The organism is Streptomyces sp. NPDC127119 (genome assembly GCF_042677425.1).
Classification (GTDB): Bacteria; Actinomycetota; Actinomycetes; order Streptomycetales; family Streptomycetaceae; genus Streptomyces.
The window spans coordinates 1-13,222 of sequence record NZ_JBHXTO010000091.1 but is presented as its reverse complement, the minus strand read 5'-3'; the positions used below and the strand labels follow the sequence as shown (position 1 = coordinate 13,222).

12 protein-coding genes are annotated in these 13,222 nt (G+C 72.3%); 6 read left to right on the top strand and 6 right to left on the bottom strand.

The features are described from left to right. Positions 1–28 precede the first annotated feature (28 nt). A complete protein-coding gene (locus tag ACFVH5_RS30160) occupies positions 29–763 on the bottom strand; it encodes a sugar isomerase domain-containing protein (RefSeq protein ID WP_385836869.1) in 735 nt (244 codons plus the stop codon). A gap of 193 nt (positions 764–956) precedes the next feature. Between ACFVH5_RS30160 and ACFVH5_RS30155 the strand changes: the two genes are divergently transcribed. From ACFVH5_RS30155 to ACFVH5_RS30140, 4 genes are all read left to right on the top strand, one after another. Then, positions 957–3,152, top strand: coding sequence for an alpha-N-acetylglucosaminidase (locus tag ACFVH5_RS30155; protein ID WP_385836868.1), 2,196 nt, complete (start codon positions 957–959; stop codon positions 3,150–3,152). A 2-nt stretch (positions 3,153–3,154) separates the two neighbouring features. Beyond that, positions 3,155–3,949, top strand: coding sequence for a GntR family transcriptional regulator (locus tag ACFVH5_RS30150; RefSeq protein ID WP_384813739.1), 795 nt, complete (start codon positions 3,155–3,157; stop codon positions 3,947–3,949). A gap of 165 nt (positions 3,950–4,114) precedes the next feature. Then, entirely contained in the window at positions 4,115–4,762 is a 648-nt protein-coding gene (locus ACFVH5_RS30145; protein ID WP_385836867.1) for an ATP-dependent Clp protease proteolytic subunit, read from the top strand. 22 nt (positions 4,763–4,784) lie between these two features. Next, positions 4,785–5,393, top strand: a complete 609-nt coding sequence (locus ACFVH5_RS30140) for a ClpP family protease (RefSeq protein WP_385836866.1) — start codon at positions 4,785–4,787, stop codon at positions 5,391–5,393. A gap of 52 nt (positions 5,394–5,445) precedes the next feature. Here ACFVH5_RS30140 and ACFVH5_RS30135 read toward each other — a convergent pair whose 3' ends face one another. From ACFVH5_RS30135 to ACFVH5_RS30115, 5 genes are all read right to left on the bottom strand, one after another. Continuing rightward, positions 5,446–5,862 carry a helix-turn-helix domain-containing protein gene (locus ACFVH5_RS30135; RefSeq protein ID WP_384813744.1) on the bottom strand — a complete coding sequence of 139 codons (417 nt, stop codon included), beginning with the start codon at positions 5,860–5,862 and terminating at the stop codon, positions 5,446–5,448. A gap of 95 nt (positions 5,863–5,957) precedes the next feature. Then, positions 5,958–6,962, bottom strand: a complete 1,005-nt coding sequence (locus ACFVH5_RS30130; RefSeq protein ID WP_384813746.1) for a cation diffusion facilitator family transporter — start codon at positions 6,960–6,962, stop codon at positions 5,958–5,960. A gap of 164 nt (positions 6,963–7,126) precedes the next feature. Then, positions 7,127–8,449 carry a CAP domain-containing protein gene (locus ACFVH5_RS30125; protein WP_385836865.1) on the bottom strand — a complete coding sequence of 441 codons (1,323 nt, stop codon included), beginning with the start codon at positions 8,447–8,449 and terminating at the stop codon, positions 7,127–7,129. Positions 8,450–8,593: 144 nt separating this feature from the next. Next, a complete protein-coding gene (locus ACFVH5_RS30120) occupies positions 8,594–9,865 on the bottom strand; it encodes a serine hydrolase domain-containing protein (protein ID WP_385836864.1) in 1,272 nt (423 codons plus the stop codon). A gap of 132 nt (positions 9,866–9,997) precedes the next feature. Then, on the bottom strand, positions 9,998–10,678 hold the full coding sequence (locus ACFVH5_RS30115; RefSeq protein WP_385836863.1) for a TetR family transcriptional regulator: 681 nt from the start codon (positions 10,676–10,678) through the stop codon (positions 9,998–10,000). A 145-nt stretch (positions 10,679–10,823) separates the two neighbouring features. On the opposite strand from ACFVH5_RS30115, the gene ACFVH5_RS30110 reads away from it, so the two are divergent. Continuing rightward, a complete protein-coding gene (locus tag ACFVH5_RS30110; protein WP_385836862.1) occupies positions 10,824–11,762 on the top strand; it encodes an SDR family oxidoreductase in 939 nt (312 codons plus the stop codon). A 61-nt stretch (positions 11,763–11,823) separates the two neighbouring features. Then, the gene (locus ACFVH5_RS30105; RefSeq protein ID WP_385836861.1) at positions 11,824–12,807 is read left to right on the top strand and encodes an aldo/keto reductase; all 984 of its coding nucleotides are present in this window, start codon (positions 11,824–11,826) and stop codon (positions 12,805–12,807) included. Positions 12,808–13,222: the final 415 nt, after the last annotated feature.

Here is a 13,222-nt window from a genome sequence, read left to right as displayed (position 1 = left end):
GCGTGGCCTCGTCGGTCGGATCGGTACGTCAGTCTCTCGGGCAGCGGTCCTTGTACCGCTCCAGCAGCTCGTCGTTGCGCCGCAGGGCGTCGCCGTCCGTGTTCTGGCTGACGATCAACGGCGGTGTCTGCCCGTGGCGTTCGACGAGCAGTTGGGCCGCCCTGCAGGTCAGCGCGTTGACGAGAGCCGCCCCCAGCACGGTCGACAGGGCTCCCACGGCCAGGTCGCCCAGGGGCACCACCGTGTCCCCGGGGCTGCCGTGGGTGTCGATGACGATGTCGGCGACGTCGAGCAGCCGCTGTCCGCCGGTGTGCCGCGACGCGGCGGCCAGGGAGTGCGCCCGGCTGGTGACGGCGACGACGGTCGCCCCCAACTCCCGTGCTCCCAGGGCGAACTCGACGGGCACGGCGTTGATCCCCGAGTTGGAGATCACGATCACCACTTCACCCGACCTGATGTCCGCCGTACGGAGGACGGCCGCCGCGTAGCCGCTGACGCGTTCGGCCGTGCCTGCGTGGCGCGGGGCGACGGGGGAGAGCGCCGGGTCGGCGATGACGTTGACCGGCGCGAGTCCGCCGGCGCGCTGCAGCGGTTCGACGGCGACGAGTTGCGAATGGCCGCTGCCGAAGTAGTGGACGACGCCTCCGGCCGCGATGCTGTCCGCGACCGCCCGGGCGGCACGCTCGATCGCGGGCCGCTCGGCGGTGGCCATCGCGGTGAGGTTCTCCTGAAGAGCGGCGAAGTAGACGAGATCGGCGTTCATCGTGTCGAGGCCACCTGAGGTGTCGAACGGAGCCGCTGATGTGGCTGTGGACCGTACCAGAGGGGTATGGGGATGCCCAGCCCTGCGACCGACCGGCCTTCTTTCCGGTCGACTTGCTTGACCGCCCCGAGTGGCGCGGCTAGCTTCGAGAGTTCTGTGGTACGTACCACGACTCACAGGAGTGGTCCGGACGATGACACCTCCCGAGGAAGCGGGCGCGGGAACCCCGGCCGCCCGGCAGCTGCTGAGACGTCTCCTGGGCGACCGGGCCGCGGAGTTCACCGCCGAAGTGGTCCCCGGAGGCGGCGGACCCGACTGGTACGAAATCGACGCCGGGCCCGGGGGAGTGGCCCTGCGCGGGTCCAGCGGGGTCGCGGTCGCCTCGGCGCTGCGCTGGTACCTGCGGACCGTGTGCGGGACGCAGATCACCTGGGACGCCCCCGTGCCCCGGCTGCCCGACCGGCTGCCGCGCACCGGCACGACACCCCGCACGACCTCCCCCCACCCGCACCGCTACCACTTCAACGTCTGCACCTTCGGTTACACCACCGCGTACTGGGACTGGGCGCGCTGGGAGCGCCACATCGACTGGATGGCCCTGCACGGCGTGACCACCCCGCTCGCGATGACCGGCCTGGAAGCGGCCTGGCAACGCGCCCTCATGACCACCGGTCTCGACGACCCGACCGCCCGGAGCTTCCTCGGCGGACCGGCCTACCTGCCGTGGAACTGGCTCGCCTCGCTCGACGGCTGGTCCGGCCCGCTCCCGCAGAGCTGGATCGACGGACACATCGACCTCGGCCGCCGCATCCTCGGCCGGGAACGCGCCCTGGGCATGCGGCCGGTCCTCCAGGGCTTCTCCGGGCACGTCCCGCAGGAGCTGATCGCGAGCCGGGGCGCCCGGTCGACGACCCTGCCCTGGTGGGACTTCGAGGTCGGCATGCTGGACCCGCGTGACCCGCTCTTCGAGGAGTTCGGCACCACCCTGCTGACCGAGCAGAACCGGCTGTTCGGCACCGACCACCTCTACGCCGCCGACCCGTTCATCGAGACGACCCCACCGGTGACCGACCCCGCCGACCTCGCCCAGGTCGCGCGCGCGGTGCACGGCGTGATGACCGCGGTGGACGAGCGGGCCACCTGGGTGCTCCAGGCCTGGCCCTTCTCCTACCGCGCCCGCTACTGGACACCGGAGCGCACCCGCGCCTTCCTCGACGCCATCCCCGACGACGGAATGCTCATCCTCGACCTGTGGGCCGAACACCGCCCGGTCTGGCAGCGCACCGACGGCTACCGCAAGAAGCCCTGGGTGTGGTGCATGCTCCACAGCCTCGGCGGCCGGCCCGGGCTCTACGGAAAACTGGACGAGATCGCCACAGGCCCCGCCCGCGCGCACGCCGACGCACGCGGCGGCTCGCTGTCCGGGATCGGCGCGAGCATGGAGGCCTTCGGCGCCGACCCGGTCCTGTACGAGCTGCTGGCCGACGTCGCCTGGCAGGGCGCCGTCGACGACGTACAGGGATGGCTCAGGACGTGGACGCGGGCCCGGTACGGGCGGACGACTCCCGGGCTGCTGCGGGCCTGGGACCTGCTGCACGACAGCGTGTACGCGTCCGACGGGCCCGGACCGCCCGGCTCGGTGATCATCGGCCGGCCCACGCTGGAAGGCGATCTGCGGCACGAGCTGCCCGTGCACCTGGCCGACCCGCCGTCGCCCGACGTCCCCCCGGCGCTGGCCGAGGCATGGGAGCTGCTGGCCGGCGAGACGACACCGCAGGACAGTGCGGGACCGCTCGGCCGGGACCTGTGCGACGTCACCGCGCAGGTGCTCACCCACGCGGCGTGCGAGCGGCAGTGGCGGGCGGCGGACGCGGCCTTCGCCCGGGACGCCGAAGGCTTCCACCGGGCCGCCCGCGCACTGCTCGCCACCATCGAGGACCTGGACACGCTGCTGGCCACCCGCCCCGAACACCGGCTGGACGGCTGGCTGGCCGACGCCCGCGCCTGGGCCACCACCCCGGCCGAGGCCGACCTGTACGAGAGAGACGCGCGCCGCCTGCTCACCCTCTGGGGCCACAATCGCAGCAAGCTGCACGACTACTCGGGCCGCCACTGGGCCGGCCTGGTCGGCACGTTCCACCTGCCCCGCTGGCGCAGCTGGTACGAGCACATCGCGCGGGCGCTGGAGACCGGAAACCCCTACCGGGCCGAGGAGTTCGAGGCGTCGTTGCTCGTCCAGGAGGAGCGGTGGGTGGCCGGCCGGAGCGGGCCGACGCCACCGGAAGCGGACACCGCCGGAACGACCCTTGACGTGGTGCGTACTCTGATGCCCCGCTACCGCGTCCTCGGAGGAGGCGGAGATGGCGGACAGGTGCGAACCGCGGAGTGAATGTGACGGTCGAGGACAGGCGCTCAGACGACGGCCCGGCGACGGACTCCCTCAGGACGGACTCCAAGGCGGACTCCGTCGGAACGGATTCCGTCGAGGCGGACTCCTTCAAGCACGAGGCGCTGCGGCGGCGGCTCCAGGCCGACATCGCCCGGATGCGCCCCGACGAGGCGCTGCCCACCGAACGGCGGCTCGCCGAGCGGTACGACGTCAGCCGGGCGACCGCCCGGCGCGCGCTCCAGGCCCTCCGCGAGGACGGCCTCATCCGCAGTGTGCGGGGCGTGGGCACGTTCGTGTCCCACCCCCACGTCACCAAGACGTCGACGCTCACCTCGTTCTCCGAGGACCTGCGCTCGCGCGGCTACCGGCCCAGCGCCGAACTCCTCGCCGCGGAGCTGGTGGAGGCCGACCTGCACCACTCCACGGCCCTGGGCGTCGACCCCGGCACCACCCTCCACCGCATCGAACGCCTGCGCCTCGGTGACGGCTTCCCCATCTGCCTGGAGACCGTCTACCTCTCCGCCGAACGCTTCCCCGACCTGGACGAGTCACTGCTGACGGGCTCTCTCTCGGAAGCCCTGCAGAACACCCAGGGCGTCCGCGTCGTACGGGCCACCCAGCAGATCCGCGCGGTGAACGTCACCGGCCGCCAGGCCCGGCTGCTCGGCGTCAAGGAGGGCTCCGCCGCCCTGCTGGTCCGCCGTACCGCGTTCGACGGGACGGGCCACGTCGTCGAGTACGGTGAATCCCTGTGCCGGGGCGACCTGTACGAGTTCTCGCTGGTGGTGACCAAGTAGCGCCCGCGCCTGCGGTGTGACGCGGTGCGCTCTCCCGGTCCGCCCCCCGGTCCGCTCTGCCGTCGGCGAATCTGCCGAGGGCCGAGATTCCTTCCGTGCCGCCGGCGGCGGACCGAGGGTGGAGGCACCGCGGCTCACCGGGCCGCGCCACCACCAGGAGGAGCGATGGCACTCAGCAGCACCGGATTCCACCCAGGGCCGCGGGCCGAGGAGGGGGACACCCCTCCGTCGCGGTTCGACGACCACCTCGCCGCCCAACTCCTCAACCAGCGCATCATCTTCCTCGGGACCCAGGTCGACGAGGTCTCCGCCAACCGGATCTGCGCGCAGCTGCTCCTGCTCTCCGCCGAGGACCCCCGCACCGACATCGGCCTGTACGTCAACAGCCCCGGCGGCTCCGTCCACGCTGGCCTCGCGATCTACGACACCATGCGGCTCATCCCCAACGACGTGGCGACCCTGGCCATGGGATTCGCCGCGAGCATGGGCCAGTTCCTGCTCACCGTGGGCACCCCCGGCAAGCGCTACTCGCTCCCGAACGCGCGGATCATGATGCACCAGCCCTCCGCGGGCATCGGCGGCACCACCGCCGACATCGCCATCCAGGCCGAGAACCTCCAGTTCACCAAGGAGACCATCGAACGCATCACCGCCGAACACACCGGCCAGAGCGCGGAGACGATCTCCCGCGACGGTGACCGCGACCGCTGGTTCACGGCCGAACAGGCCAGGGAGTACGGCATGGTCGACCGGGTCGTGGAGTCGATGGACGACGTCCGCCCGGCCTCCTCGAAGCGACGGATGGGACTCTGACATGGACCAGTACACGACGCGCATGAGTTCCTACACCATCCCGAACGTCGTCGAGCGCACGCCGCAGGGCGAGCGCGCGTACGACGTCTACAGCAAGCTGCTCTCCGAGCGGATCATCTTCCTCGGCACCGAGATCGACGACGGCGTCGCCAACGTCGTCATCGCCCAGCTGCTCCACCTGGAGTCGGCGGCCCCCGAGCAGGAGATCGCCGTCTACCTCAACTCACCCGGTGGCTCGTTCACTTCGCTGATGGCGATCTACGACACGATGAGCTTCGTCGGCGCGCCCGTCTCGACGTTCTGCGTCGGCCAGGCCGCCTCGACCGCGGCGGTGCTCCTGGCGGGCGGGGACCCCGGCCGGCGCTTCGTCCTGGAGCACGCGCGGGTGCTGCTCGGGCAGCCCGCGAGCGGCGGCGCGCGGGGCACCGTCTCCGACCTGGGCCTCCAGGCCAAGGAGATGATCCGGATCCGCTCCCAGGTCGAAGAGGTCCTGTCCCTGCACACCCACCACCCCGTCGAGACCCTGCGCGCCGACATGGACCGCGACAAGATCTTCACCGCGCAGGAGGCGGTGGCGTACGGACTCGCCGACGAGGTGCTGAGCCGGCGCCGGTCCGCGGTCGCCGCCTGAGAGCCAGCGCTCCGACGAGCCGGGAGCCCGCCCCCGGCCGGCGCGGCGCGCGTCAGGCGGCGAGACGGACCTCGCCGTACCGGGAGGTGGCCTCCGTGCGCCGGGGCGCCGTACGCGACCTGAGGGGGCGGGGCCGCTCCTGGCGCACGAGGCGGCGGTGCGACAGGGCGAGCAGATCGGCCAGGCCGAGTCCGAGCGCGTGCGCGGCGGCCGCGAGGACCTCGGACGAGGCCTCCTTGCGGCCGCGCTCCAGCTCGGAGAGGTACGGCATCGAGATACGCGCCGCCTCGGCGACCTCCTTGAGTGTCCGCTCCTGCGCGAGCCGCTCGCGCCGCAGGACCTCACCCACGACGTCCCGCCACAAGGGCTCCCTGGGCGCCGGTTCGGCCGGCTCCGAAGGCGCCGCCGACTCGGCCGGGACGGGTCGCAGGGGAATGACGCGGGCTCGGTTCGACGCGTGGCTGCTCACGCCTCCACCCTAGGAAGTCCGGCCCGTTTGGGGGACCCCGCCGCGTTCTGCCCTCGGCGAATCACCGGTGCCTGACTCAGCGCGGATGAGGTTCGTCAGTGCAGATGGGGTTCGTCCCGGTGCACCGGACCGTGCGCGGCCTCGCAGTGCGTGTCGTCGGTGGGGCCGCCGCCGGTGCGGACGTCCAGGACGTTCTCGGGGGCGTGGTCGACCTGGAGGGTGGTGTGGCTGACGTCGTAGTCGCACTGCAGGATCTTCTCCAGGTCCCGGCGCACGGTGTGGCAGTCCGCGACCGGTTCGACCAGGACGTGCGCGGACAGCGCGGGCGTCCCCGACGTGATGGTCCACACGTGCAGGTCGTGCACCTCGGCGACCGAGGAGTGCGCGGCCAGCCGGTCCCCGATGGCGTCCGGGTCGAGATGCGCGGGCGCCGCCTCCAGGAAGATGCGCCCCGACTCCCGTACGAGCGCGTAGCCCGCCTTGAACATCAGGGCCACCACGACCAGCGTGGCGATGGCGTCGGCGCGGGCGAAGCCGGTCAGCAGGACCACGAGGCCGGCGATCGCGGTGCCGATGAACGCGAACAGGTCGTTGAGGATGTGCTGGTAGGCACCCTCCACGTTGAGCGAGGTGCGGTTGGCCTTCGAGATGCACCAGGCCGCCGCCACGTTCACCGCGATGCCCGCGAGCGCCGTGTAGAACATCAGTCCGCCCTCGACCGCGGGCGGATCGAACAGCCGCCGCACCGCCTCGTACGCCAGCCAGGCCCCGAGCAGCAGCAGCGTCAGTCCGTTCGCCTGGGCGGAGAGGATCTCGGCCCGCTTCAGGCCGTACGTGAATCCGCCGCGGGCCGGACGCTCGGCGAGCCGCATCGCGATCAGGGCCAGCACGATGGACACGGCGTCGGTCAGCATGTGCGCGGCGTCGGAGATGAGCGCGAGGGACTGGGCGACGACACCGATGACGACCTCGACTGCCATGAACGTCGCGATCAGTGTCAGCGCGATCGCGAGCCAGCGGCGGTCCGCGTCCGCGGTGACACCGTGCGAGTGCCCCGCGTGCCCGCCCGACCCGTGCTCGTGGCCGTGGTGCGCGCTCATGAGAGTCCCCCTCGTTGCGGTGTCCGACACCCGCAGTGAAGCGCACCTCGCGGAGATCGGCAAAGGCTGCATCGGTGACCGTTGTCATCATCGTTAGTACGCCGCTGACCTGCGGTGATGTGAAACAGGTGGGGGACGGGTGGGGGACGGCCGGGCGGCCCGGGTCAGGCGCCGAAGAGCTGTGTCCAGTACGTGCCCGCCGAGCCGCCGCCCGCGAAACCGACGCCCAGGTGGGTGAAGGCGGGCTTGAGGATGTTGGCGCGATGGCCGGGGCTGTCCATCCAGCCCCGCACGACCTCGGCGGGGGAGCGCTGCCCGCAGGCGATGTTCTCGCCGATGGTGCGGCGGGTGCTGCCCGCGGCGGCGGCCCGGTCCCAGGGCTCGCTGCCGTCGGGCGCCGTGTGGGAGTAGAACGCGCGCGCCACCATGTCCGCACTGTGCGCCTGCGCCGCCCGGGTGAGCAGGGGGTCCTCGGCCAGCGGGGGCAGACCGGCCGCGGCCCGCTCGGCGTTGGTGAGCGCGAGGACCTCGGCTGCGGTCCGCGCCAGTCCGCCGGGGGTCAGGGGAGCGGCCCACAGCGCCGTCCAGTAGAGCGTGCCGGACCTGTTGTCGGGCACGCAGGCCACACCGGCCTCGGTGAAGGCCGGGTCCTGGACCGTCCGCCGGGTCCGCTCGCCCGAGAGGCAGTACTCCACGAACTCCGCCGCGTCCCGCGGCCCGGAGACGAGATGCTCGCCGACCGTCAGATACGCGTAGCCCGCGACGGTCACGCGCTGGTGCACGGACAGTCCGTCGGCCCCCTCCGACCCGAGACGCCCGCGCGCCGCCATGTCCGCGGCGTGCGCCCGCGCCGCGGCGGTCAGCCGCCCGTCGAGGACGACGGCCCGGGAGCCGACGGCGGCGCGGGCGGAGTTCACCAGCGGGAGGAAGCCGTCCGCGAGGGGCCCGGCCCCGGTGGCCCCGGAACCGGCGCCGACCTCCGTCCCCGGGCCCGTGCCGGCGTCGGTGTCCTCGGCGACCTCCACACCGAAGTCCCGTGCGATCCCTGCCAGCCCGTCGGCGTAGCCCTGGCCCAGTGCGCGCAGCTTCCAGGCGGTTCCGCGGCGGTAGATCTCCGCGAGCAGCAGCACGGTCTCCCGCTGCGGACGCGACGGCGTGAAACGGGCGAGGAGCCGGCCGCCCGAGCCGGTCACCTGCAAGGTCGGGGCGGGCAGTCGTCCGAGCGGGGTGCCGGGCTCGGCGGGACTGACGACCACGGTGACGCGGCTGGCCCCCGCCCGCAGCGCGGCCGGATCGACCGTGAGGGTCTGCCCGCTCAGCCGCGCGCCGGGGGCGGCCGGCTGGTTGTAGAACACGAAGTCGCCGTCCCCGCGCACCTTGCCGCTGTCGTCGGTGACGAGCGCCGACACGTCGAACGGGCCGGGCACCCCGAGGGTCAGGACACCACCGGGCAGGGGCAGATTGCCGCCGGGTACCAACTCGTCCATCGTGCCGCCCGTCCAGGTGCCGGATCACTGTGCGCGCCCCGTGGGGCGTCGACAGGACAACGCCCCACGGGTGCGCGCGGGTTCCTGACACCTGGTACCGGGGATCCGGTACCAGGTGTCAGTCACCGATGTGTCGGTTGGCGGTCAGTCGAGGGCGACCCCGGGAGCGATGTCCTCGTACCGCTCCACGGGCGCCTGGCTGCGGGCCGTGGCGGTCTTGACCGGCTTGCCGCAGAAGGCGGACTCCAGGGTGCGGGCCATGGTGTTGAGCACGGTCCCGTTGTTGGAGGTGTTGGCGAGCGCCGTGACGGTGCGCGCGCCGTCCTTCGACGTGAACGCGTACGTGTAGTAGCCCTGCACGGTGCCCGTGTGGCCGTACACGGAGACCCCGCACGACAGGTCGCGCCGGCGCAGCCCGAGTCCGTACCCCTGGGTGCTGTTGACCGGCGTCCACTGCTGCATCTGCGCGAGCTGTGCGGCCGAGGTCAGCCTGCCGCGCAGCAGGGCCGAGAAGAAGGTGTCCAGGTCCCGGGTGCTGGAGATGACCGCGCCCGCGCTCTGCGCCCACGACACCGTCTGCTCGGTCGAGTCGACGAGCGTCCCGTCGGCCACGTCGGGCGGCAGGTAGCCCTTGGTGTGCCGGCCGGCGATCGCCGTGCTCGGGTGCACGTAGGAGGTGTCCTTCAGGCCGAGCGGCTTGATGATGCGGCTCTTGTACGCGGACCGCACGGACTTCCCGGTGAGCTTCTCGATGAGCATGCCCCCCACCACGAAGTTGGTGTTGGAGTACGAGTAGGCGGCGCCCGGCGCGTTGCCGAGGGGCTGCTTCAGGGACAGGTCCACCAGCTCCTGGTAACTGAAGACCTTGTTGCGTACGGCCTCGAAGCCCGGGACCGTGTCGGCGAACATGTCGTTGGTGTAGTCGTACAGACCGCTGCGGTGGCTCAGCACATGGCGCACCGTGATGCCGTCGTCGGGCAGCAGGCCCGGCAGGTAGGTGTTGACCGAGGTGTCCAGGTCGAGCACCCCCTCGTCGACCAGCTGCAGCAGGACCACGGCCGTGAAGCTCTTGGTGACGCTGCCGACGCGGAAGCGGTCGGCGTTGTCGATCGCCCGTCCGGTGGTCCGGTCCGCTACGCCCTCGGCGACCTTGTGGACCGTGCCGTTGTCGTCGATCCGCGCCATGGCACCGGGCGCCCCCTGTGTCAGCGCCGTCCGCAGCACCTCGCGCAGCCCTTCCACGTCGGGCGCCGCGAGATTCTCGGCCGTCGCCCGGCTGCCGCTCACGGCACGGTCACCGGCGTCGGCGGGTGCCGCGGTCGCGTCGTGCGCCGGGACCGCCAGCACGGACAGCAGGACCGCTCCCAGTGCCGCCGTGCCCCTCGCCGTACCCCGGCCCATCATTCTTGAGACCATCTGTGTGGTTCTCCCCGTAGTCGTCCGCGATGCGGAACACGTGCAGGCGGCACCGCGGATCACGGTGCCGTCATCATCTCTACGCGCAGGACTCACCCGCGGGTTGCATCGGCGGGAGTGAATTTCCGCCGGTCAGTGTGAAGCTCTTGCCAGCAGCCCGGACAGCATGACTTCGAGCGACTCGCGCAGGGCCGTGGTGAAGTCGATGCGCAGGACGGCCAGTTCGGGTTCGGACTCGTAGACCGCGAGCACGGCGGGCGACGGATGCGCGTGCGGCCAGGCCGCCGTGGTCACCATGAGCGCCCCGGCGATGAACCGTACGGCGTCCCGCTCGTCCAGTTCGGGTACGTGCATGCGGACCCGGTGCGCCAGGGCGAACGCGTGGCCGATGGAGGAGCGCTTGTGCTCGGCGGCCACCTGCGTCGACACGTTCCGCTCCAGGACCGCGGCCTGAGCGCTGATCAGGTCGCACAGCACCGGGCGCGCGGCGAGGGACTCCGCCAGCGTCGCCGCGACCTGGTCCGCGCGCTCGGCGACGGGGGCGTGGGCGTCGACGGCGTCGGGGAGCGCGGTGGCGAGGTGGTCGAGCAGTTCCTGCGTGGCGGTGGCGAGCAGTTCCAGCAGGACCGCCTCACGGGACTCGAAGTAGCGCAGCACGTTCGACTTGGCGAGTCCCACCCGGCGGCTCAGCTCGTTCAGGCTCACCTGCGCCACCGGCATCTCACCGAGCATCGCGGCCGTGGTGTCGAGGATCGCCCTGCGGCGAACGGCGCGCTGCTCCTCGCTGCGGGCGCGCTGGAAGGTGTCTGCCATGGCCGCAGTCTACCGATCGGCGATCTGTCCGCGCCGGACAGCAGGCCCCCGGTCTGTTGTTATCAGACTGGTGGTCTGCTAGCTTGAACTGCATCAGACCGTCGGTCTCCTAATCCCGGGAGTGCCGCACACACAAGGAGTCCCCGTGCCCACGTCATACGTCGTCCCTGATCGGACGGGACAGTCCGCCGTCGTCACCGGTGCCAACAGCGGCACGGGCAAGGAGGCCGCACGGCGTCTCGCGGCGGCCGGAGCGCGCGTGGTGCTCGCCGTACGCACCGTCGCCAAGGGGGAGCAGGCCCGCGCCGAGATCCTCGCCCGGCATCCGCACGCACAGCTGGAGGTGCGGCGCGTGGACCTCGCCGACCTGGCCTCCGTCGAGGCGTTCGCCGGCGGGATCCTCGCCGACGGCGCCCCGCTCGACCTGCTGGTGAACAACGCGGGAGTGATGGCCCCGCCCACCCGGCTGACCACCGCCGACGGCTTCGAGCTCCAGATGGGCAGCAACTACCTCGGCCCGTTCGCCCTCACCCTGCGCCTGCTGCCGGCCCTGCTCGCCGCACCGGCGCCCCGCGTGACCACCATGAGCAGCGGGATGGCGAACTTCGGCCGCATCGACTTCGACGACCTCCAGTGGGAGCGCCGCCGTTACAACCCCAACCAGTCGTACGCCCAGTCCAAACTCGCCGACCTGATGATGGCCAGGCACCTGGCGGACCTCGCCGCCGAGCGCGGCTGGAACCTCCTCAGTACCGCCGCCCACCCCGGCTACACCGTGACCAACCTCCAGACGGCGGGCGCCGCGCTCGGCCGCGACAAGCCCGAGCGCACGCTGATGCTCCGGCTCGGCCTCCTCCTGCCCAAGCAGCAGGTCGAGGAGGGCACCGAACCGCTCCTGTACGCGGCCACCAGCCCCGACGCGACGGCCGGCGGCTACTACGGGCCCGGCCGCAGGTTCGGCCTGGTCGGCCCGACCGCCACCACCCGGGTCACCCGCCGCGCCCTCGACACCGGCACCAACCGCAGGCTGTGGGCCGAGTCCGAGCGGCTGACCGGCGTGGCCCTGCCCGCGACCGTCGCCTGAACGGCCCCGCCGCACGGGGGCGGCGTCCGGCGCGGCGCCCGACGGGTGCCAGACTGACCCCATGGACGAGCGCGAATTCAGCAGGTCAGGACAGCACGCATCGGTCGTCGGACTCGGCACCTGGCAACTCGGTGCCGACTGGGGCGACGTGGACGACAAGGACGCCCTGGCGGTCCTTGAGGCCGCCGCGGAGTCGGGGGTGACGTTCTTCGACACGGCGGACGTGTACGGCGACGGGCGCAGCGAGGAGACCATCGCCGCGTTCCTCAGCGGGCGGCCCGACCTGCACGTGCTGGTCGCCACGAAGATGGGCCGCCGGCTCGACCAGGTCCCGGAGAACTACGTCCTCGACAACTTCCGCGCCTGGAACGACCGTTCGCGCCGCAACCTCGGTGTCGACCGCATCGACCTGGTGCAGCTGCACTGCCCGCCGACCCCGGTGTATTCGTCGGACGAGGTGTTCGACGCGCTCGACACGCTGGTCGAGGAGGAGCGCGTCGCTGCGTACGGCGTGAGCGTCGAGACCGTCGACGAGGCGCTGACGGCGATCGCCCGGCCGGGCGTGGCGAGCGTGCAGATCATCCTCAACCCGTTCCGGATGAAGCCGCTTCAGCGAGTGCTGCCGGCGGCGCGGGAGGCCGGGGTCGGCATCATCGCCCGCGTGCCGCTCGCCTCCGGACTCCTGTCCGGCAAGTACACGAAGGACACGGTCTTCGCGGCGAACGACCACCGGACGTTCAACCGGCACGGGGAGGCGTTCGACCAGGGCGAGACCTTCTCCGGCGTCGACTACGCGACCGGTGTCGAGGCGGCGGCGGAATTCTCCGCGCTCGCGCCGGAGGGGGTCACTCCGGCGCAGCTCGCGCTGGCGTGGATCGTCCAGCAGCCGGGCGTGACGTCGGTCATCCCCGGCGCGCGCACGCCTGAGCAGGCGCGGGCGAATGCGGCGGCGGGGAAGCTGGCGCCGTTGCCGGCGGAGACGCTGTCCGCGATCTCGACGCTGTACGACCACCGGATCAAGTCCCAGGTGGAAGCACGCTGGTAGCGAGACCATGTGGGGCGGGGCCGCAGCCGGGTTCGTACCTGGCTGCGGGCCCGTTGCGGTCGGCCGCGCCGTTCCCCGCGCCCCTTGCGGGGTGGGCCCGCGGGGTTCGTGTTCGGCTGCGGCCCGATTGTGGCTGGTCGCGCCGTTCCCCGCGCCCCTTGCGGGGCCGGGGCCGGCGGGCTGGTGCCTGGCTGCGGGTTCGTCGTGGTCACCCGCGCCGTTCCCCGCGCCCCTGAGGGGCGGGGGCCGGCGGGCTGGTGCCTGACTGCGGGTCCGTCGTGGTCACCCGCGCAGTTCCTCGCGCCCCTGAGGGGTGGGCCTGCCGGGTTCGTGCCTGGCTGCGGGTGCGTCGTGGTTGGCCGCGCAGTTCCCCGCGCCCCTTAGGGGGCCTGAGCTTTGCCCCGTGCCTTAAGGG

Excerpts from the sequence above, each read along its gene's own strand:
- ACFVH5_RS30160 (WP_385836869.1), bottom strand. The coding sequence starts at position 763 with ATGAACGCCGATCTCGTCTACTTCGCCGCTCTTCAGGAGAACCTCACC.
- ACFVH5_RS30155 (WP_385836868.1), top strand. The coding sequence starts at position 957 with ATGACACCTCCCGAGGAAGCGGGCGCGGGAACCCCGGCCGCCCGGCAG.
- ACFVH5_RS30145 (WP_385836867.1), top strand. The coding sequence starts at position 4,115 with ATGGCACTCAGCAGCACCGGATTCCACCCAGGGCCGCGGGCCGAGGAG.
- ACFVH5_RS30140 (WP_385836866.1), top strand. The coding sequence starts at position 4,785 with ATGAGTTCCTACACCATCCCGAACGTCGTCGAGCGCACGCCGCAGGGC.
- ACFVH5_RS30130 (WP_384813746.1), bottom strand. The coding sequence starts at position 6,962 with ATGAGCGCGCACCACGGCCACGAGCACGGGTCGGGCGGGCACGCGGGG.
- ACFVH5_RS30125 (WP_385836865.1), bottom strand. The coding sequence starts at position 8,449 with ATGGACGAGTTGGTACCCGGCGGCAATCTGCCCCTGCCCGGTGGTGTC.
- ACFVH5_RS30120 (WP_385836864.1), bottom strand. The coding sequence starts at position 9,865 with ATGGTCTCAAGAATGATGGGCCGGGGTACGGCGAGGGGCACGGCGGCA.
- ACFVH5_RS30115 (WP_385836863.1), bottom strand. The coding sequence starts at position 10,678 with ATGGCAGACACCTTCCAGCGCGCCCGCAGCGAGGAGCAGCGCGCCGTT.
- ACFVH5_RS30105 (WP_385836861.1), top strand. The coding sequence starts at position 11,824 with ATGGACGAGCGCGAATTCAGCAGGTCAGGACAGCACGCATCGGTCGTC.